The 20389-nt window shown below is 64.1% G+C and carries 19 protein-coding genes; 11 read left to right on the top strand and 8 right to left on the bottom strand.

Annotation, left to right across the window (positions count from 1 at the left end; translation table 11 throughout):
- The first annotated feature begins 39 nt into the window (after window positions 1-39).
- On the top strand, window positions 40-951 hold the full coding sequence (gene lpxC, locus L6D89_RS19035; RefSeq protein WP_184589107.1) for a UDP-3-O-acyl-N-acetylglucosamine deacetylase: 912 nt from the start codon (window positions 40-42) through the stop codon (window positions 949-951).
- Between the two features lie 68 nt (window positions 952-1019).
- Here the strand turns inward: lpxC and L6D89_RS19030 are convergent, their stop codons facing one another.
- Window positions 1020-1484, bottom strand: a complete 465-nt coding sequence (locus L6D89_RS19030; RefSeq protein ID WP_236200802.1) for a DUF721 domain-containing protein — start codon at window positions 1482-1484, stop codon at window positions 1020-1022.
- Window positions 1485-1774: 290 nt separating this feature from the next.
- On the opposite strand from L6D89_RS19030, the gene secA reads away from it, so the two are divergent.
- From secA to L6D89_RS19010, 4 genes are all read left to right on the top strand, one after another.
- Window positions 1775-4525 carry a preprotein translocase subunit SecA gene (secA, locus tag L6D89_RS19025; protein ID WP_236200801.1) on the top strand — a complete coding sequence of 917 codons (2751 nt, stop codon included), beginning with the start codon at window positions 1775-1777 and terminating at the stop codon, window positions 4523-4525.
- Window positions 4526-4633: 108 nt separating this feature from the next.
- A complete protein-coding gene (gene argJ / locus L6D89_RS19020; RefSeq protein ID WP_236200800.1) occupies window positions 4634-5851 on the top strand; it encodes a bifunctional glutamate N-acetyltransferase/amino-acid acetyltransferase ArgJ in 1218 nt (405 codons plus the stop codon).
- Between the two features lie 170 nt (window positions 5852-6021).
- Window positions 6022-6651, top strand: coding sequence for a glutathione S-transferase family protein (locus L6D89_RS19015; protein WP_236200799.1), 630 nt, complete (start codon window positions 6022-6024; stop codon window positions 6649-6651).
- Between the two features lie 71 nt (window positions 6652-6722).
- A complete protein-coding gene (locus L6D89_RS19010; RefSeq protein WP_236200798.1) occupies window positions 6723-7682 on the top strand; it encodes a Nudix family hydrolase in 960 nt (319 codons plus the stop codon).
- Window positions 7683-7832: 150 nt separating this feature from the next.
- Here the strand turns inward: L6D89_RS19010 and L6D89_RS19005 are convergent, their stop codons facing one another.
- The 4 genes from L6D89_RS19005 to L6D89_RS18990 all read right to left on the bottom strand — a co-directional run bounded on the left by L6D89_RS19005 (window position 7833) and on the right by L6D89_RS18990 (window position 12437).
- Window positions 7833-8405 (bottom strand): cob(I)yrinic acid a,c-diamide adenosyltransferase, encoded by a 573-nt coding sequence (locus L6D89_RS19005; RefSeq protein ID WP_236200797.1) that lies wholly within the window; start codon window positions 8403-8405, stop codon window positions 7833-7835.
- Between the two features lie 3 nt (window positions 8406-8408).
- Window positions 8409-10460, bottom strand: coding sequence for a sensor histidine kinase (locus tag L6D89_RS19000; RefSeq protein ID WP_236174474.1), 2052 nt, complete (start codon window positions 10458-10460; stop codon window positions 8409-8411).
- A gap of 61 nt (window positions 10461-10521) precedes the next feature.
- Complete coding sequence (locus tag L6D89_RS18995) at window positions 10522-11433, bottom strand: putative 2-dehydropantoate 2-reductase (RefSeq protein WP_236174454.1); 912 nt, start codon at window positions 11431-11433, stop codon at window positions 10522-10524.
- A gap of 38 nt (window positions 11434-11471) precedes the next feature.
- A complete protein-coding gene (locus L6D89_RS18990; protein WP_236174455.1) occupies window positions 11472-12437 on the bottom strand; it encodes a response regulator in 966 nt (321 codons plus the stop codon).
- A gap of 160 nt (window positions 12438-12597) precedes the next feature.
- On the opposite strand from L6D89_RS18990, the gene L6D89_RS18985 reads away from it, so the two are divergent.
- Window positions 12598-13077 carry a YajQ family cyclic di-GMP-binding protein gene (locus tag L6D89_RS18985; protein ID WP_037016362.1) on the top strand — a complete coding sequence of 160 codons (480 nt, stop codon included), beginning with the start codon at window positions 12598-12600 and terminating at the stop codon, window positions 13075-13077.
- Between the two features lie 142 nt (window positions 13078-13219).
- Window positions 13220-14065: a mechanosensitive ion channel family protein gene (locus tag L6D89_RS18980; protein ID WP_236200796.1), complete on the top strand. Its 846-nt coding sequence runs from the start codon at window positions 13220-13222 to the stop codon at window positions 14063-14065.
- Window positions 14066-14136: 71 nt separating this feature from the next.
- On the opposite strand, the gene L6D89_RS18975 is transcribed toward L6D89_RS18980, so the two are convergent.
- Together L6D89_RS18975 and L6D89_RS18970 are read right to left on the bottom strand one after the other, a co-directional pair.
- Window positions 14137-15945, bottom strand: a complete 1809-nt coding sequence (locus L6D89_RS18975; RefSeq protein ID WP_236174457.1) for an AmpG family muropeptide MFS transporter — start codon at window positions 15943-15945, stop codon at window positions 14137-14139.
- A gap of 42 nt (window positions 15946-15987) precedes the next feature.
- Window positions 15988-16362 carry an MGMT family protein gene (locus L6D89_RS18970; protein ID WP_236200845.1) on the bottom strand — a complete coding sequence of 125 codons (375 nt, stop codon included), beginning with the start codon at window positions 16360-16362 and terminating at the stop codon, window positions 15988-15990.
- A gap of 193 nt (window positions 16363-16555) precedes the next feature.
- On the opposite strand from L6D89_RS18970, the gene L6D89_RS18965 reads away from it, so the two are divergent.
- Window positions 16556-17557: a DUF481 domain-containing protein gene (locus L6D89_RS18965; RefSeq protein WP_236174459.1), complete on the top strand. Its 1002-nt coding sequence runs from the start codon at window positions 16556-16558 to the stop codon at window positions 17555-17557.
- 134 nt (window positions 17558-17691) lie between these two features.
- On the opposite strand, the gene L6D89_RS18960 is transcribed toward L6D89_RS18965, so the two are convergent.
- Entirely contained in the window at window positions 17692-18450 is a 759-nt protein-coding gene (locus L6D89_RS18960; protein ID WP_236174460.1) for an SDR family oxidoreductase, read from the bottom strand.
- A 107-nt stretch (window positions 18451-18557) separates the two neighbouring features.
- On the opposite strand from L6D89_RS18960, the gene L6D89_RS18955 reads away from it, so the two are divergent.
- From L6D89_RS18955 to L6D89_RS18945, 3 genes are all read left to right on the top strand, one after another.
- The gene (locus tag L6D89_RS18955; RefSeq protein ID WP_236200795.1) at window positions 18558-19295 is read left to right on the top strand and encodes a HugZ family pyridoxamine 5'-phosphate oxidase; all 738 of its coding nucleotides are present in this window, start codon (window positions 18558-18560) and stop codon (window positions 19293-19295) included.
- Between the two features lie 87 nt (window positions 19296-19382).
- On the top strand, window positions 19383-19850 hold the full coding sequence (locus tag L6D89_RS18950; protein WP_236200794.1) for an FxsA family protein: 468 nt from the start codon (window positions 19383-19385) through the stop codon (window positions 19848-19850).
- Between the two features lie 237 nt (window positions 19851-20087).
- Window positions 20088-20381 (top strand): co-chaperone GroES, encoded by a 294-nt coding sequence (locus L6D89_RS18945; RefSeq protein ID WP_236200793.1) that lies wholly within the window; start codon window positions 20088-20090, stop codon window positions 20379-20381.
- Window positions 20382-20389 lie beyond the last annotated feature (8 nt).

The following is a 20389-nucleotide window of genomic DNA, read 5'->3' as shown; positions in this document are numbered from 1 at the left end:
TGACAACAGTTCGCAACTTGCGCGAAAGCGGCCAAAGCCATGATCAGACAACGCACCTTGAAGAACATCATCCGGGCGACCGGTGTCGGCCTGCACTCCGGGGAAAAGGTTTACCTGACCCTGAAGCCGGCTCCCGTCGATACTGGCATCGTGTTCTGCCGGACCGATCTCGACCCCGTGGTGGAAATTCCCGCCCGGGCTTCGAACGTCGGCGAAACCACCATGTCGACCACCCTGATCAAGGGTGACATCAAGGTGGATACCGTGGAGCACCTGCTCTCGGCCATGGCCGGCCTGGGTATCGACAACGCCTATGTCGAGCTGTCCGCGTCGGAAGTACCGATCATGGACGGCAGCGCGGGTCCCTTTGTATTCCTGATCCAGTCCGCCGGCCTGCAAGAGCAGGAAGCGGCCAAGAAGTTCATCCGCATCAAGCGCGAAGTAACGGTGGAAGAGGGCGACAAGCGCGCTACCTTCGTTCCGTTCGACGGCTTCAAGGTGAGCTTCGAGATCGATTTCGATCACCCGGTCTTCCGTGGTCGCACCCAGAAAGCCGTGGTGGATTTCTCCAGTACTTCCTTCGTCAAGGAAGTCAGCCGCGCCCGTACCTTCGGGTTCATGCGCGACATCGAGATGCTGCGTTCGCAGAACCTGGCTCTGGGTGGCAGCGTGGAGAACGCCATCGTGGTCGACGAGTATCGAGTGCTCAACGAAGACGGTCTTCGTTACGAGGACGAGTTCGTCAAGCACAAGATCCTGGACGCCATTGGTGACCTGTACCTGCTGGGTAACAGCCTCATCGGCGAGTTCATCGGCTACAAGTCCGGTCACGCCCTGAACAACCGTCTCCTGCGCACCCTCATCGCAGACAAGGACGCTTGGGAAGTGGTGACCTTCGAGGACGCCAAGACCGCGCCGATCTCCTATATGCGACCCGCCGCGGCCGTATAAGGAAACCTCCTCCTTTCAGCTACAACTTCAAAGGCCACCCTCGGGTGGCCTTTTTTTATGCCTGCAGATTATTCCTCGCCCGATTCCGGCGGTTTACGGCGGCTGGCGAGGCGCTCGAGAGCGGCCTTGAGTTGCGGATTGCTGATGCCTTCGGCGGCTTCATGGAGGGTGGCGGAGGCGGACTCGCTGATCCGGTTGGTGTTTACCCGCACCGGTGTTTGCGTTGTCGGCTGCACCTTGAACAGGATGCGCGCCAGCCCCCGGAACTCCTCGAATGCAGCGAGTTGCCGCAGCAAGCGGTTCTGCTGGTAGCGTAGGCGTGTGGCCCAGTGGCCGTCGGTGACGACCAGCAGCAGGCTGCCTTCACGCCAGGAGGCGACGCGGCAATAGGGGCGCGCGGCGGGCTGCAGTTGCGAGTCGAGCAATTCCTGCAGGCGCGAGAGGCGTTGCGCCTCGGCGAACAGCGACTGCAGCGGCCTGGCTTCGCGCAGCAGCTTGGTCATCGCCTTGGCGGGCAGGGGGCGGAAGGCCATGAAGAGCAACCGGGAATGAATGAAGAAGGATGGTAACAGATGCTGTCTGGGCCAGATGCCACCGTCGGCCCTTGAAGTTCCTCCCGTGCGTCACCATATCACCCACTCGGATTCAAAGTTGTCGGCCCATGCATTGCTCCGGCGCTCGCAGAATGCGAAGCTTCGGAGGATGACTTCGGCACTTTTTTCCCGGAAGTTTCCGGGTAGAATGCCCGCTTCATTGCCGTTCCGCGCCGCGGCCAGCCAGTCGGGCAGCCCTCCAATTCTCCAGTTCGGATGACCCAGTCGATATGTTTGCGCCTTTGTTGAAAAAACTCTTTGGAAGCAAGAACGAGCGCGAAGTGAAGCGCATGGCCAAGCAGGTTCAGGCCATCAATGCACTCGAGCCCCAGATGGTCCCGCTTTCCGACGAGCAACTGAAGGCCAAGACCGAAGAGTTCAAGGCACGCGTCGCCAAGGGCGAGACTCTCGACCAGATTCTTCCGGAAGCCTTCGCCGTCGCCCGTGAGGCTGGCAAGCGCGTGATGGGCATGCGCCACTTCGACGTCCAGCTGATCGGCGGCATGACCCTGCACGAAGGCAAGATCGCCGAGATGCGTACCGGTGAGGGCAAGACCCTCGTGGGTACCCTGGCTGTCTACCTGAACGCCCTGGCTGGCAAAGGCGTGCACGTGGTGACCGTGAACGACTACCTGGCCCGCCGCGACGCCAACTGGATGCGTCCGCTGTATGAATTCCTCGGCCTGACCGTCGGTATCGTCAGCCCGTTCCAGCCGCCGGAAGAGAAGCGTGCTGCTTACGCCTCCGATATCACCTACGGCACCAACAACGAATTCGGCTTCGACTATCTGCGCGACAACATGGCGTTCAGCCTGGAAGACAAGTTCCAGCGCGAGCTGAACTTCGCCGTAGTCGACGAAGTGGACTCCATTCTCATCGACGAGGCGCGGACTCCGCTGATCATCTCCGGCCAGGCCGAAGACAGCTCCGAGCTGTACATCAAGATCAACAAGCTGATCCCGCGCCTGAAGCGCCACGTCGAGGAAGTCGAAGGCCAGGTGACCCAGCAGGGCCACTACAGCATCGACGAGAAGACCCGCCAGGTCGAACTCAACGAACAGGGCCATGCCTACGTCGAAGAGCTGTTGACCCAGAACGGCCTGCTGGCCGAGGGCGAGAGCCTCTACTCGGCGCACAACCTCAGCCTGCTGACTCACGTCTATGCTGCGCTGCGCGCCCACACCCTGTTCCACCGCAACGTGGAATACATCGTCCAGGGCGACCAGGTCCTGCTGATCGACGAGCACACCGGCCGTACCATGCCGGGCCGCCGCCTCTCCGAGGGCCTGCACCAGGCCATCGAGGCGAAGGAAAACCTGCCGATCCAGGCCGAGAGCCAGACCCTGGCCTCGACCACCTTCCAGAACTACTTCCGCCTCTACACCAAGCTGGCCGGCATGACCGGTACCGCCGACACCGAGGCCTTCGAGTTCCGCCAGACCTACGGCCTGGACGTGGTGGTGATCCCGACCCACCGTCCGGTCGCTCGTAAGGACTTCAACGATCTGGTCTACCTGACCCAGGACGAGAAGTACGCTGCCATCATCACCGACGTGCAACAGTGCCAGGCGCTGGGCCGTCCGATCCTCGTGGGTACCGCCTCGGTCGAGACCTCCGAGTACGTCTCGCAACTGCTGCAGAACGCCGGCATCGAGCACAAGGTACTGAACGCCAAGTACCACGAGAAGGAAGCCGAGATCATTGCCCAGGCCGGTCGTCCGGGCTCGGTCACCATCGCCACCAACATGGCCGGTCGTGGTACCGACATCCTGCTGGGCGGCAACTGGGAAGTGGAAGTCGCCGCGCTGGAGAACCCCACAGACGAGCAGGTCGCGCAGATCAAGGCCGACTGGCAGAAGCGCCACCAGCAGGTCATCGAGTCGGGCGGCCTGCATGTGATCGCCTCCGAACGTCACGAATCCCGCCGTATCGACAACCAGCTGCGCGGCCGTGCCGGTCGCCAGGGCGACCCGGGTTCCAGCCGTTTCTACCTGTCGCTGGAAGACCACCTGATGCGCATCTTCGCCTCCGACCGGGTGAAGAACTTCATGAAGGCCCTGGGCATGCAGCCGGGCGAGGCGATCGAGCACCGCATGGTGACCAACGCCATCGAAAAGGCCCAGCGCAAGGTCGAAGGCCGCAACTTCGATATCCGTAAGCAATTGCTGGAGTTCGACGACGTCGCCAACGAGCAGCGCAAGGTGATCTACCACATGCGCAACACCCTGCTCGCGGCCGACAACATTGGCGAGACCATCATCGAGTTCCGCGAAGAGACCCTGAACAACACCGTCAGCGAGCACATTCCGCCGCAGTCGCTGCCCGAGCAGTGGGATGTGGCTGGCCTGGAAGCTGCGCTGTACAGCGATTTCGGCCTCAAGCTGCCGATCCAGCAGTGGCTGGACGAGGACGAGAAGCTCTACGAAGAAACCCTGCGCGAGAAGATCCTCACCGAGCTGGTCGCAGCCTACAACGAGAAGGAAGACATGGCGGGCGCCGAGGCCCTGCGTACCTTCGAGAAGCAGATGCTGCTGCGGGTGCTGGACGACCTGTGGAAGGACCACCTGTCCACCATGGATCACCTGCGCCACGGTATCCACCTGCGTGGCTACGCGCAGAAGAACCCGAAGCAGGAATACAAGCGCGAGTCCTTCAACCTGTTCCAGGAACTGCTGAACTCCATCAAGCGCGATACCATCCGCGTGCTGTCCTTCGTTCAGGTTCGCCGCGAAGACCCGGCCGAGGAAGAAGCGCGCCTGCGCCGCGAGGCCGAGGAAATGGCCAAGCGCATGCAGTTCCAGCATGCCGCCGCGCCGTCCATGGACCAGGTCACCAGCGAGCCGGAAGAAGACGGTGAAGTGCCGGCTGACAATGTGGTGCCGATGGAGCCCATCCGCAACGAACCGAAGATCGGCCGCAACGAGCCGTGCCCCTGTGGTTCGGGCAAGAAGTACAAGCACTGCCACGGTCAGGTGGAATAACCATCCCCGACCTTGATACCAACGCCGCGACCGGCCCTGCCGCTCGCGGCGTTTTTCTCATCTGAATCGCTGATTCGTAGATTCACTGACTAGATAGGAGCGCGCCACATGGCTGTTGGTCTCGGCCCCATGTCCACCCTGCACCCGGTCCCCGGTTTCGAACTCGGCATCGCCTCCGCCGGCATCAAGCGACCCGGCCGCAAGGACATCGTGGTGATGCGTTGTGCCGAAGGCTCTACCGTAGCGGGTGTGTTCACTACCAATGCTTTCTGTGCCGCCCCGGTGATCCTGGCGCGCAAGCGCTTCCTCGGCCCGGTGCGCTATCTGCTGACCAACACCGGCAATGCCAACGCCGGTACCGGCGAGTCGGGCCTGGCCAACGCCACCCGCACCTGCGCCAAGCTGGCCGAGCTGGCTGGCGTGCCGGAAAACGCCGTGCTGCCGTACTCCACCGGCGTGATCGGCGAGCCGCTGCCGGTCGAGAAGATCGAAGCCGCGCTGCCCGCCGCACTGGCCAACCTGTCTGTGGATAACTGGGCCGACGCCGCTGCCGGCATCATGACCACCGACACCCTGCCCAAGGGCGCCAGCCGCCAGTTCGAGCACGACGGCGTGACCATCACCGTCACCGGCATCAGCAAGGGCGCCGGCATGATCAAGCCGAACATGGCCACCATGCTCGGCTACATTGCCACCGACGCCAAGGTTGCCCAGGGCGTGCTGCAGGACCTGCTGCGCGATGCCTCGAACAAGTCGTTCAACCGCATCACCATCGATGGCGACACCTCCACCAACGACTGCTGCATGCTGGTCGCCACCGGCCAGGCTGCACTGCCGGAGATCACTGCCGCCACTGGCGCGCTGTTCGCCGCGCTGAAGCAGGCCGTGCTGGAAGTTTCCATGGAGCTGGCACAAGCCATCGTCCGCGATGGCGAAGGCGCCACCAAGTTCGTCACCGTGCAGGTGAATGGCGGTGCAACCCACCAGGAGTGCCTGGACGTTGGTTACGCCGTGTCCCACTCGCCGCTGATCAAGACCGCGCTGTTCGCGTCCGACCCGAACTGGGGGCGCATCCTCGCCGCCGTCGGCCGTGCTGGCGTGCCGGACCTGGATGTCAGCCTGATCGACGTGTTCCTGGACGATGTCGCCATCGCCAGCCGTGGCGGCCGTGCCGCCAGCTACACCGAGGACCAGGGCGCCAGGGTCATGGCCCAGGAGGAGATCACCATCCGCATCGATCTTGGCCGTGGCACCTGCAGCGAGACCATCTGGACCACCGACCTGTCCCACGAGTACGTGAAGATCAACGCGGAATATCGGACCTGACGGCGGCTCCAGGCTGCAAGCTGCAGGCAAGGGTGCGTTGGTCTTCGCCTGAAGCTTGCAGCCGCTCCCCTCGCATTCCCGATTTTCATGAGTCGATGAAAATCGGGAATTTGTTTTCATGGCTGTCGCGCTCTAAGGTCTCCTGACTGACCTCCAGGAGCATCGCGTCCATGTCCCTCACCCTGATCATCGGCAGCAAGAACGTCTCCTCCTGGTCCCTGCGCGGCTGGCTGGCCATGCAGCTCACCGGCGCCGAGTTCGAGGAAATCCTCATTCCCCTGGGTGGCCAGGACACCGCGCGGCGCATCCGCGAGCATTCGCCCAGCGGCAAGGTGCCGGCGCTCAAGTGCGAGCACGGGCTGATCTGGGATTCCCTGTCGATCGCCGAATACCTCGCCGAACGTTTCCCCGAAGCCCATCTCTGGCCCCGTGGCGAAGCGGCCCGCGCCCTGGCACGTACGGTCTGCGCGGAAATGCACAGCGGCTTCATGGCGCTGCGCTCGAACATGCCCATGGACCTCCAGCGCAACCAGCCCCTGGCCGAGATACCTGAAGCCGTGACGGCGGATATCGCCCGCATCGTCGAGCTCTGGGCGCTGTGCCGCCAGCAGTTCGGCCAGGACGGACCGTTCCTGTTCGGCCACGCCAGCATCGCCGATGCCTTCTACGCGCCGGTAGCCACGCGCCTGCGCAGCTACTGTGTGACGTTGCCGATGGACGCGCAGAACTACGTCGATGCGATCTACGCCTGGCCAGCCTTCCGTCCCTGGCTCGACGCGGCGATGGTCGAACGTGCCTGATGCCGCCGGTCAATGACGGTAGAATGCCCCTCTGCGCGGGCCCTGCCTGAATCGGATTGAGGAGTAGCACTGTGAAACGAGTACATGTCGCCGCCGCCGTGATTCGCGGACTCGATGGCCGGGTGTTGATCGCCCGCCGTCCGGACGACAAGCACCAGGGCGGCCTCTGGGAGTTTCCCGGTGGCAAGGTGGAGGAGGGCGAGGCCGTTCAGGCTGCCCTCGCTCGCGAGCTGAAGGAAGAGCTGGGCATCGATGTCGAACAGGCGCGCCCGCTGATCCGTGTACAGCACGACTACAGTGACAAGCACGTGCTGCTGGATGTCTGGGAGGTCTCCGCATTCTCCGGCGCGCCCCACGGTGCCGAGGGCCAGCCGCTGGCCTGGGTCGCTCCGCGCGATCTGCCGGATTATGAGTTTCCTGCCGCCAACGAGCCCATCGTGCAGGCTGCGCGCCTGCCCGATCGCTACCTGATCACTCCCGATGGCCTGGAAATTCCCCAACTGGTGCAGGGTGTGCGCGCCGCAGTGGCCAATGGCATCCGCCTGATCCAGCTGCGCGCGCCGAACATGTACAGCCCCGAGTACCGTGACCTGGCGGTGGATGTGCAAGGTCTGTGCGCTGGCAAGGCGCAGCTGATGCTCAAGGGACCGCTGGAGTGGCTGGGCGACTTCCCGGCGGCCGGCTGGCACCTGACCGCCGAGCAACTGCGCAAATACGCGCCCAATGGTCGGCCGTTCCCGCGTGAGCGCCTGCTTGCGGCTTCCTGTCACAGCGCCGAGGAACTGGAGCTGGCTACCCGCATGGGCGTGGATTTCGTCACCCTGTCGCCGGTGCAGCCCACCGAGAGCCATCCGGGCGAGCCTGCGCTGGGTTGGGAAACGGCAGCGGAGCTGATCGATGGCTTCAACCAGCCGGTGTTCCTGCTCGGCGGCGTCGGTCCGCAGGATGTCGAACGTGCCTGGCAGGCCGGGGCACAGGGCGTGGCGGGTATTCGTGCGTTCTGGCCGAAGATCGATCAACCGTCGAGCTGAAGGATCTTCGTAGGACCGAGGAAGCGCCTAGCCCTTGCTCGCGAACAGGCCTGGCTGAGGTGCTGGGCGGTTCGCGAGCAAGCTCGCTCCTACAGGTTCGGCACCTCTCGACACCTCTCGGTGCCGGAGTGAGGATGGCGGGTGGGAGGCTCAGGCGGGCTTTTCCGCGGCTTGCCAGAGGATTTCGTCCACCCCCTGGCGGCGGGCGATGAAGCGAGCGGCGACGAACAGCAGGTCGGATAGTCGGTTCAGGTAGCGCAGCCCCGTACCTTCCAGCGGCTCCTCGGCGTTGAGCTGCTGGCAGCGACGCTCGGCATTGCGCGCCTGGGCACGGCACAGGTGGGCGAGGGCGACCAGTCGCGAACCGCCGGGCAGGATGAAATTCTTCAGCGGCCCGAGCTCTTCGTTCCAGCGGTCGATCACTGTTTCCAGGCGTTCCACTTCGGCATCGTTCAGCGCACGGTACTCCGGCATTGCCAGCTCACCGCCGAGGTCGAAGAGGCGGTGCTGGATCGGCGCCAATACGCTGATCACCTCTTCCAGAGCACTGCTGCGCGCTTCGTGCAGCCCGGCCAGCAGCAGGCCGAGGTGGCTGTTCAACTCGTCCACGGCGCCCATGGCTTCCACGCGCGGGTGATGCTTTGGCACGCGGCGACCGTCGGCGAGGCCGGTTTCTCCGGCATCGCCGGTACGGGTGTAGATCTTCGACAGGCGATTGCCCATGGCTCAATGCTCCTTGTCGTCGCGCGCCAATAGCGGCAGCGGCGGGGATATCTCGGCGGCCAGTGGCAGACGGATGGTGAAGCAGGTGCCCACACCCAGCTCGGACTGCACCTCCATCTGCCCCTTGTGGTTGTTGGTGACGATGAAGTACGAGACCGACAGACCCAGCCCCGTGCCCTGTCCGACTTCCTTGGTGGTAAAGAACGGCTCGAAGATGCGCTTGCGCACGTTCTCCGGCATGCCGCAGCCGTTGTCTTCCACGTGGATTTCCGCCCACGGTGGATTGAGCCGGGTGCGCAGGGTGATGCGGCCGTACTCGCCTTCCTCTTCGTCGTCACGCAGGTGGATGGCCTGGGCGCCGTTCTTCAACAGGTTGAGCAGGACCTGTTCGATCTCGTTGGCGATGACCGGAACCGGCCCCAGGCGCGGGTCGTACTCGTGGACTATCTCCAGCGACTTGAAGTCGAAGCCGCCGGTGAGGTCGAAGTCGTTGCCGGCAATCTCCACAGCCTGGCCCAGCAGCGCCGGCAGCTCGCAGGCGGCCATCTGGCGGTGGCTGCGGCGGCTGAAGGAGAGCATGTGGGTGACGATTTTCGCGGCACGGGAGCCGGCGTACTGGATGCCATCCATCAGCTTGGGAATCTCCCGCGCTTCCAGGTAGTGGTTGAGGTCGTCCAGGCGCACGCCCACTTCACCGGCCACTTCCAGGTTCTTCGGCAGTTCCGGCGACAGGCGCCGGCGGATGTTCTGCACGTTGTGCAGGATGGCGCCCAGCGGGTTGTTGATCTCGTGCGCCATGCCGGCCGCCAGGCCGCCGACGGAGAGCATTTTCTCCGACTGCACCATCATCTCCTCCATCCCTAAGCGGTCGGTGATGTCGTCGATACGAATCACCGCGCCGCGGCCGGTGCCGCCCATCAGCGGGTAGAAGGTCAGGGCATAGTGACGCGGGGCGTCGGTGAGGGCCCAGGTGACGCGCTCGACGCGCTCGACCTTGTGCTGCTCGGCGGCGCGGGTGAGCTGCGGCAGGAAGGGTTTGAGCGAGGGGAAGGCGAGGAACACCGGCTGGTTCACCGCATCGTCCAGGCTGGTGCCGGAAAGCTGGCTGGCCTCCTGGTTCCACTGGGTGACGTAGAGCTGCTCATCCACCGCGATCAGCGCCGAGGGCATGGAGTCGATGATGCTGTTGAGGTAGTGCTGGAAGCCGGTGAGCTTCTTCTCGATCTTGCTGCGTACCTGGACTTCCAGTTCCAGCTTGCGGTTCGACCGGCGGGTCTCCTCGGCCAGCGACTGAGCCTGCTCCACGGCCTCCTGGGCGTCGTCGCGAGCGCGCTTGAGCTGCTGCTCGCGGGCCTCGATGCGGGTCAGCATGGTGTTGAAGGCGTCGGCCAGGCGACCGATTTCGTCGGCGTTGCCACGCTCGGCGCGCAGGGCGTAGTTCTCCTCGCGGGTGACTTGCCGCGAGAGTTCTTCCAGGCTGCGGATCGGCCGGGTGATCAGGCGGCGGATCTGCTGGGCGATGAGCAGCCAGAGCAGCACCGAGACGGCGAGGATTACCAGGCTGGCGGTGAGGGTGCCGGTGTAGAAGGCGCCGGGCAGTTCGCTGCTCGCCACCAGCAATAGGTAGCCGCTGTTGCGTCCGGCTTGCGGCAGTTCGAACAGCGCGTTGAGGCGGTATTCGTGCTGGCGCCAGCGCTCCAGGTGATCGAGGCGCTCGGGCAGGGCAATCGGGCCGTTGCTCGGCGTCTGCGCAATGCGCTCGCCATTGCTGTCATACAGCGCCGCGGCGCGCAGCGGCTGGTAGTCGTCCAGCTGGCGCAGCAGGACCTGGGCCTGGATCGGCGAGGACAATGCCGGCTCGCTGAGCGCCGGGTTGGCGATCAGCCGGCCGATGGTCTGCAGGGCCTGGGGCGCAACGCTGTCCTGGGATATCCAGTAGGCCGCGCTGATGAAGGCGAGGTTGGCCACCAGCATCACGGTCGCCAGCAGCACCAGCAGGGCGGCGAGGATTTTCTGGCCGACCGGCAGGTCTTCCAGGCGCTGGCGCAGGTTCATGGGTGAAGGCATGGGCGCGTCAAACAGAGAAAATCGAAGAGGCGGGCAGGGTAGCCCGCCATCAGTTGTCGGGCAATCCGCGCGCCACCAGCCAGGCCCGCAGGTGCTGGTGCAGGGCGCGTAGCCGCGGCAGTGCCAGATGCAGGCGGTCACCCTCGCGGCAGGCGTGGCCGAGCAGGTAGGCGATCTCGCTGCGCCGGCCCTTGGCGACGTCCTGGTACATGGAGGAGAAATTCGCCGCGGTGGCGGCAATCACGCGCTCCACATCACCCTGCAGCTCCCGGGCGGCAGCGGAGTAGCCGGCGGCATCGAGCAACTGGCCCAGCTCATCGCAGAGTCCGGCGACCTCGTCGGGATGCTGGGCCAGCTCGCCGTTGCGGCATTGGTGCAGCACCGTGAGTGGGTTGATCGCGCAGTTCAGGGCGAGCTTGCGCCACAGGCGCTCGAGTATGTTTTCGCTCCACTGGGCCGGGATCCCGGCCTGCCCCAGTTCGGCCAACCAGCCCGGAGCGGGGCCGCCTTGCTCGTCGCCCAGCCAGGTCTGGCCAATGCCGGCGAACACTACGCGGAAGTCGGCTTCGCGGAATGCACCTTCGGTGCTGGAGGCGTACAGGCAGCGCGCGCGCGGTAGGTGGGCGCTGACCGCCTGCTGGCTGCCGAGGCCGTTCTGCAGCAGGATCAGCTGCGCACCAGGGGCCAGGCGCGCGGCCACGCTGGCGGCGGCGGATTCGGCGTCATAGGCCTTGCAGGCGAGCAGCAGGCGCTGGATCGGTGCACCCTGCGCGGCGGTCTCCGCCGGGATCGGGTAGAGGCTCTCGCGGCCGTCTTCGACCAGCGTGACGCCGCCCAGGGCACGGTAGGCGTTCAGGCGCTGGCGGTCGCGCAGCAGCAGGCGCACCGGCAGGCCGGCGCGGGACAGGCGGGCGGCCCACAGGCAACCGAGGCTGCCGGCGCCGAGGATGGTCCAGGACATGGGAAGGACTTCGCGGGTTCGGGGGCGTACCGCGAAGTTTAGCGCAGGCCGGTCAGGCGGCTGGCATTGATTCGTCCACTGGCGAAGGCGTCGGGCAGCAGCGCGCGGCCTTGCTGCATCAGTTGCTCGACTTCCAGGGGCAGCGCCTTGGCGTCCAGGCCTACCAGGCTGATGCCGGCCTTGAGGCTGATGAAGCCCTCGCTGGTCTTGAATGCCTTGAGGTTCAGGCCTTCATGCAGGCGGCGGAAGCTGCTGGGGGAGCATTCCTGCAGGTCTTCAAGCAGGGTGATCAGGGCGAAGTGCTGGTCGTCGATACGTGCCAGCACGTCCAGCGGCCGTACCAGTTGCTGCAGGCGGCGGGCGACGCCGTGGAGCAGCTCGTTCTGGAACGACTGGCCGTGCTTGTGCCCCAGTTCGGCGAGCTCCGGCAGGCCGATGAGCATGTAGCACACCGCGCCGCCACGGGATTCCACCTGGCGGATGCTATCGGCCAGCTTCTGCTTGAGGTAACGCTGGTTGCCCAGGCCGGTGGCGCTGTCGACCAGGTTGCGCTCTTCCAGGCTGGTGATGTTCTCGGTGAGCAGGCGGTTTTCCATCAGCAGGCGCTGCAGGGTGTTGCTCAGGCGGTCGGCGGCTAGCACGCGGGGTACCAGTTGCTCGTTCATCGCCGACTTGCTGACGAAGTCGTCCACGCCGCGGTCGAAGGCTTCGGCCAGGGCGTTGTCGCCTTCCTTGCCGGTGAGCAGGATGATGTAGGTGTAGTGATCGCCGCTCTCGTCGAGCTGGCGTACCCGGGCGGTGAGCTCCAGGCCGTCCATCTCGGGCATCAGCCAGTCGGCGAGGAGCACGCTCACCGGCTCCTTTTCCAGCAGGTCGAGCGCTTCGCTCGCACTGCTGGCGAAGCGTACGTTCTGGTAGCCGGCCTGGCTCAGCGCACGGCCGATCATGGCGCTGGAGAACTTGGCATCGTCGACCACCAGGATGCTGAGATGGTTGGTTGGCATGGAAAGGAATGTCTCGCAAACAGGTGGGAAATGCCGAGTCTCGACGTCAGAGGCCGGGCGCGGTCTTGTCTGTCAGTTATAATGACCGCGCATTTTTATCGTCAAGCCAGGCTCGATGCTGACTGTGAACCGTATCGCGCCGTCCATCTGGAGAGATGTCATGCCTTCGTTCGACGTGGTGTCCGAACTGGACAAACACGAACTGACCAACGCCCTGGATAATGCTGCCAAGGAACTGGACCGCCGTTTCGACCTGAAGGGCAAGTGCAGCTTTGAAACCAAGGACAAGTCCGTCACCTTGACCGCCGAGGCGGATTTCATGCTCGAGCAGATGCTCGATATTCTTCGCTCCAGCCTGGTCAAGCGCAAGATCGATGTGCAGTGCATCGAGACCAAGGACCCCTTCCCGTCGGGCAAGGTGGTCAAGCAGGAAGTGACCTTCCGCGAGGGCATCGACAAGGACCTGGCGAAGAAGATCGTTGCCCTGATCAAGGACAAGAAGCTCAAGGTGCAGGCCGCCATCCAGGGTGAGCAGGTACGTGTCACCGGCAAGAAGCGCGACGACCTGCAGGAAGCCATCGCGCTGCTGCGCGGGGAGTCCCTGGGCATGCCGCTGCAGTTCAACAACTTCCGCGACTGAGGCACGCTGCTTTGTAAGAGCTGCGGAACCTCAGCGCCCGAGCGACGTCGCAGTAATAGAGTCGCTCGGCGAACTCCCGACCGCCATGGCTTGCCATGGCGGTTTTGTTTTTGGAATGGCAATAGACAAGGGGCCTGCATCCATGGATATGAATTACGAGCAGATCATGAACGGCGCGGAGGCGTGGACTCCGATAGCCCTGACCTACCTGGGCAATGCCGTGCTGGCGTTGCTGACCCTGCTGGTCGGTTGGTGGGTGATCAACCTGTTTACCCGGCGCGTGGGCGGGTTGTTGTCCACGAAACATGTGGACAAAACGCTGCAGGGCTTCATCGGCAGCATGGTGAACATCATCCTGAAGATCCTGCTGATGGTCAGCGTGGCGTCGATGATCGGCATCCAGACCACCAGCTTCGTCGCCGCCATCGGTGCCGCCGGCCTGGCCATCGGCCTGGCGCTGCAGGGCAGCCTGTCGAACTTCGCTGGCGGCGTGCTGATCCTGCTGTTCCGCCCGTTCAAGATCGGTGACTGGATCGAAGCCCAGGGCGTTTCCGGCACCGTGGACAACATCATGATCTTCCACACCGTGCTGCGTACCGGTGACAACCGCACCGTCATCGTGCCCAACGGCGCGCTGTCCAATGGCATCATCACCAACACCTCGACCCAGACCACCCGCCAGGTAACCTTCGACGTGAAGCTGGCCTTCGACGCCGACCTGGAAGGCGCCCGCGCCATTCTCAAGGAGCTGGCCGAGGATTCGCGCGTGCTCAAGTCGCCGGCGCCGGTGGTGGTGGTCGCGGGCCTGGGCGAGAACTCGGTGACCCTCTCGCTGCGCCTGTGGACTGCCAATTCCGACTACTGGGCCGTCACCTTCATGCTCAACGAACAGGTACGCCAGCGCCTGCGCGACGACGGCATCGACCTGGCGCCGAACAAGGTGGTGCGGGTGGTCAAGGGTGAAGAGGACGCCGTCCTGGCGGACTGATCCCGCCCGCAGGAATGAAAAAGGCCGGCATTTGCCGGCCTTTTTCATGGGCGTTGTCGCATGAGCAAGGATCAGTGCCGTTCGGCGCTGGGTTGTTGCGCTGGCGCTTCTGCGGCGGCCTCGGCGGCGCCGTTGGTCAAGTCGTTGTTGCGGCGCAGCCACAGCCAGCCGATCAGCAGCAGCGTCGGCACGCCGAGCAGGGCGGTGAAGAAGAAGAACCGCTCGTAACCCATGCCCTCGACCATGGTGCCGGAATAGCCGCCGATGAAGCGCGGCAACAGCAGCATGGTGGAGCTGAGCATGGCGTACTGGGTCGCCGAGAACTTCAGGTTGGTCAGGCTCGACAGGTAGGCGACGAAGGCCGAGGTCGCCAGGCCGCCGCTGAAGTTGTCGAGCATGATGGTCACCACCAGCATGGTGACGTGGGGCTCCAGCACCTTGAGCAGGGCAAAGACGTTCTGCCCCATCAGGTGCGGATCGTCGATCGCGCCCATCTGCGCCAGGAAGGCGAACAACAGGTTGGTTGCCGCCGAGGCTGCGCCGCCGATGAACAGGATCGGCAGGATGCTGAAGCGGGCAATCAGCACGCCGCCGGCCGCAGCGCCCACCAGGGTCATCACCACGCCGAACAGCTTGCTGACGGTGGCGATGGTGTCCTTGGAGAAGCCCATGTCGATGTAGAACACGCTGGCCATGGTGCCCATGACGGTGTCGGACATGCGATAGGTGGAGATCAGCCCGAGCAGCAGCAGGGCCTGCCAGCGGTAGCGGCGGACGAACTCGGTAATGGGCGTCAGCACCGGCGCCATCAGCAGGCGGCCGGGCGCGGAGATGCAGCTCAGGGCGATCAGCAGGTAAAGGATGGCGAGCCACCATTTGCCGGCTTCGGTCATGTTGATGAAGGCGGTGCCGGTGACCAGCAGGATGATCAGCACGATCACCGAGACAGCCTGGTGGACGAAGTCGAATTGCGGCAGGCCGCGTCCGTGCACGGCCAGCAGCAGTGGGCGGCGCACTTTCGACAGCAGTTCGCGAACCGGGCGGATCTGCCGGCGGCCATGGGGTGTCATGCAGATGCCGATGAAAATCGCGTACAGCGCCGCGCGCGGCCAGGCCTGGGCGGTCAGGGCGGTGAGCATGGCCGGCACCGAGATCAGCAGCACCAGCAGGGTCAGCACCGAGAGCAACTGGTGGTTGAAGGCAAAGGCCGAGCTGCCCGCCTGCGGTTGCACGTTCACCGGCGGCTCTTTCATCAGCAGCGTGGTAAGCAGGCCGGGCAGGATCGCCAGCGAGCACACGGCGTAGGTCAGCGCCCAGGCCGACTGGCTGTAGTGCAGGGCACTGGAGCCGGCCCATTCGGCGAGGAACAGCACGCCGGCGGTGGCGAACAGTACCGCGACCCGGTAGCCGGTCATGTAGCACGCGGCCAATGCGGCCTGACGGGTGTTTTCGGCGATTTCCAGGCGATAGGCGTCGATGGCGATGTCCTGGGTGGCCGAGGCGAATGCCACCACCATCGCCAGGGCAATCAGCCAGTTCAGGTGCGACTGCGGGTTGCACAGGGCCATGCCGAGCAGGCCGATGGCGATCAGTCCCTGGGAGAACAGCAGCCAGGAGCGGCGGCGACCCAGGCGCCCGATGAAGGGCAGGCGCCACTGGTCGAGCATCGGCGACCAGACCCATTTGAACGCGTAGACCAGCCCGATCCAGCTGGCGAATCCGATGGTTTCCCGACCGACACCCGCTTCACGCAACCACACCGAGAGGGTGGAGAGCACCAGCATGTACGGCAGGCCGGCGGCGAATCCCAGCAGCAAAAGCGCGAGGCTGGCGGGAGACTTGTAGGCAATCCATGCCTCGCGCCAGGAGTGCTCTTTCATGGGGGGTGTTTTCCAGCAGGACGAAAAATTACGCGAACTCTACTAGGACTGCTCACCGCTAGGCCAGCCGTGCCGACGTATGTCCACCCGATCGTTATGGATTCTGACACCCTCCGCACGCAATCGTGCGCGCTGCTCGTTACCTGAAACGCTGCCCAGTGGCAGGCTGATGCGTCCACCCGCAGCGATCACCCGGTGCCAAGGCAGGCGCGTGTCTTCCGGCAACTGGCTGAGGATGCGTCCTACCAGTCGTGCGCCACGGCCCAGCCCGGCCAGCCTGGCGACGTCGCCATAGGTGATGACGTGCCCCTCCTGCACCTGGGCAATCACCAGGAAAATCGCCTCGCGACGCACCTGCAGGCTCTCCAGTCCGAGATCGGCAACCGGTGCGCTGGGTGGGAGCTTGGGCTTGGGCATCGAAAGCACCATGGCAGAGGGGCTGAACGTCAGGATATAGGTTGGCGCGGTGCTGACAAGCGGGCTCATTCTCCAGCCCCATCTGTCAGCCATGGTGAACTCCCTGCAACTGGGCCTGTCAGTCGTTGCTCTGGTGTCGGGTATCTGGATAATGCCCGGCTTTTTGCCCATTCAATCCAGTTGAATTCGACTCATGTTCCCCAGAACCCTGCTTTCCATTGCGCTTGCGTCCTGCTCCCTGTCCGCCCTCGCCGATACCGTCTGGTTGAAGAATGGTGACCGTCTCTCCGGCACCATCAAACTGTATGACGGCGGCAAGCTGCTGCTGGCGACCGATTACGGCGGGGAAATCACCCTCAAGTCGGACGCGATCAAGACCCTGGAGACTGACCAGAACCTTCTGGTGAAGTACGACGAGGAAACCGGCGAGCACTCCAAGGGCCTGAAAGCGTCCGACCAGGGCATGGTCACGCTGGTCAACGGCGAGGCGCGCACGGTGGAGCTGGCGAAGATCGAACAGATGATGCCGCCCAAGCCGATCCTCGAAGACTGGGTGTGGACCGGCAACGTCGACTTCTCCCTGGACCACAAGCAGGCCGAGAACGATGTCGAGGATTACGACGTCGACTTCAAGACCAACGCCCGCCATGGCCGTTGGCGCCACAACCTGCAGGGTGAGTACAACCGCGAGAAGAAGGACGACCAGGTCAGCACCAACAATTATTCGGCGCAGTACGCGCTGGACCGCTTCCTCGACGAGCACTGGTTCTGGCAGGGCCAGGCGCAGTACAAGCGCGACTGGATCGAGGACCTGCAGAAAAAGCGCACCGTCGGTACCGGCCCGGGCTACCAGTTCTGGGATAACGAACTGGGCGCGTTCTCCCTGGCCACGCTGGTCAACCGCAACGATTACGAATTCGTCGACGACGAGAAGTCGCACTTCTACAGCACCAGCGTGAAGTGGGACTACAACCGCTACCTGCTGGCCAAGCAGTTCGAGCTGTTCACCAACGGCGAGGTCAGCAAACCGCTGGAATCCAACGTCGAGTATGAGCTGGAGAGCGAGGCGGGCATCCGCTACAAGCTCACCTCCTGGGCATCGCTGAGCCTGAAGGCCGAGTGGGACAAGCTCAGCGGCAACGATGGCGACGTCAACGAGCGTCGCTATACCCTGGGCCTGGGCGTGGGCTGGTAACGGCGATTCATGTGGGAGCGAGCTTGCTCGCGAACAACCCTAACGATGGCGGGAAACGTTCGCGAGCAAGCTCGCTCCTACAAGAAGCACAAAAAAGCCCCGCACATGGCGGGGCTTTTTCATGGACAGGCGAATTACAGGCGCAGGCCGCCGTCCAGCTCCAGCACGCGGCCGGTGTAGTAATCGTTTTCGAGGATGTAGGCCACCGAGTGGGCGATCTCCAGCGGCTTGCCCAGGCGCTTGAGCGGAATGCCCGCGGTCATCTTCTCCAGGGCCTCGGGCTTCATGCTGGCGACCATGTCGGTCTCGATGAAGCCGGGCGCCACACCCGCCACGCGGATGCCATAGCGTGCCAGCTCCTTCGCCCACACCACGGTGTCGGCGGCAACGCCGGCCTTGGCCGCGGAGTAGTTGGCCTGACCCATGTTGCCGGCACGGGAAATCGAGGAAATGTTGACGATCGCACCTTCGTTCTTCAGCTCGATCATCTTCGCCGCTACTTCGCGGGTGCAGAGGAACACACCGGTCAGGTTGACGTCGATCACCGCCTGCCACTGGGCCAGGCTCATCTTGCTCAGTTCGCCGTCCTTGACCTTGATGGTCAGGCCGTCGCGCAGGATGCCGGCGTTGTTGACCAGGCCGTTGATGGCGCCGAAGTCGCTGGCGACCTGGGCCACCATGTGGGTAACCTGTTCTTCATTGGCGACGTTGCACAGATAGGCGCGGGCGTCACCGCCAGCGGCCTTGCAGGCAGTCACGGCTTCGTCCAGTTTTTCGGCATTGAGGTCGACCAGGGCGACGCGCGCGCCCTTGCCGGAGAGGTATTCGCCCATGGCACGGCCCAGGCCCTGGCAGCCACCGGTGATGATGATGACCTTGTCTTTCAATTGCATCGGAACAACCCCACGAACAGTTTCTGGTGAAAGGCCCCGCCGGCAGCTGTGCACAGAGTCAGTCCTGCCCGTCCGTTTGCGACGGATTCTTTGCGAGGAGTCATAAGTTGAGCGTGAAAGCTGCCAAGCATGCCCGAGAACTGCTGCTCAAGGAATACCGCGGCGTCCTCTCCACCCACTCGAAGAAGTGGAGCGGATTCCCCTTCGGCTCCGTAGTGCCGTACTGCCTGGACGAGGCGGGCCGGCCGCTGATCCTGATCAGCCGCATCGCCCAGCACACCCACAACCTGCAGATGGACGGCAAGTGCTCGCTGCTGATCGGCGAGCGCGGCGTCGACGACATCCAGGCCGCCGGCCGCCTGACCCTGCTGGCCGAGGCGCTGCTGATCGAGGATGTCGACGCCATCGCTGGCGCCGCCGAGCGCTACTACCGCTATTTCCCCGGTTCGCAGGATTACCACATCGTCCACGACTTCGATTTCTGGGTGCTGGAGCCGGTGCAATGGCGTTTCATCGGCGGATTCGGTGACATCCACTGGCTGGGTGCCGACAGCGTGCCGCTGGCCAATCCCTTCGTTGGCGAGGCGGAAAAGAGCATGGTCGAGCACATGAACAGCGACCACGCCAACGCCATCGAACACTACGTCGAGCTGGCCGGGTTGCCCGCCGGCAAGGACCCGCAGCTGGCGGGAATTGATACCGAAGGTTTCCACCTGCGTATCGGCCAGGGCCTGCACTGGCTGCCGTTCCCCGCGCCCTGCAGCAACTCCGGCGCGGTGCGCCAGGCGCTGGTGCAGTTGGCCAGGGCGGACGTCTGGCCGGGTAATGAAGTGATCCAGGCCTGAGCAATCCCTTGTCATTCCCTTGAAATCGGCGCGAGGCGTCGCCACCTTGCCTGTTATCTGGGTGAACGTCCCGCCAAGGAAACATCGATGCGAGTTCCTCTTTTCCTGATTCTTCTGTTCCCGCTGATCGAGCTGGCCGTGATGATCAAGATCGGCAGCGTGATCGGCGTGGGCTGGACCCTGCTGCTGATCATCGCCGGCGCCTTCATCGGTGCCGCAGTGCTGCGTGTGGCCGGGGTTGCCACCGCGCTGCGCGCCCGCGAGCGCCTGAACCGCGGCGAGCTGCCCGAGCAGGAAATGCTCGAAGGTCTGGTCATCGCCCTCGGCGGTGGCCTGCTGATGCTGCCGGGCTTCATCAGCGACGTCGTCGGTCTGTTCTGCCTGATTCCCTTCACTCGCCGCCTGATGCTGGGCCGCGTGCGCCAGCGCATGCAGGAACAGGCCGAGCGCCGCCGGGCCTTCGCCGACGATCCGGCCGCCCAGCAGCGCGGCGGCCCCAGCGTGATCGAAGGCGAGTACCAGCGCCGCGAGGAAGATCGCGATCGCCTGCGTTGAGCGTCGGGCGGCCAAGCCCGCCCGAAGCACCCTCCGTTAGCAAATTTTTTTTGGTCACACCCTTGAAATGCCTTGTAGCGACCTTATGTACCGGTCACCGCAAGGTCCCTGTCACTTGGACAGGCTGCTCTTTACGCGTCTCGCCAGCCGGGACGCAAACCGGCTCCGCCGGATTCAATAAAACCCGCCGGGCATCGATCTGGCCGTTGGAAATCACAGTTTGGGAGAGTTACGACTATGAAGCTTCGTCCTCTGCATGACCGCGTCGTCATCCGTCGCAGCGAGGAAGAGACCAAAACCGCAGGCGGCATCGTGCTGCCGGGTTCCGCCGCCGAGAAATCGAACCGCGGTGAAGTGGTCGCTGTTGGTGCCGGCCGTGTCCTGGACAACGGCGAAGTTCGCGCGCTGGCCGTCAAGGTCGGTGACAAGGTGGTGTTCGGTCCTTACTCCGGCAGCAACGCCATCAAGGTCGATGGCGAAGAACTGCTGGTGATGGGCGAGTCCGAGATCCTCGCCGTCCTGGAAGACTGATTTCAGTC

Source organism: Pseudomonas pseudonitroreducens, from assembly GCF_021603645.1.
GTDB lineage: Bacteria > Pseudomonadota > Gammaproteobacteria > Pseudomonadales > Pseudomonadaceae > Pseudomonas > Pseudomonas pseudonitroreducens.
The sequence above is the reverse complement of the archived record's forward strand: the minus strand, read 5'-3'. Positions and strand labels throughout refer to the sequence as shown.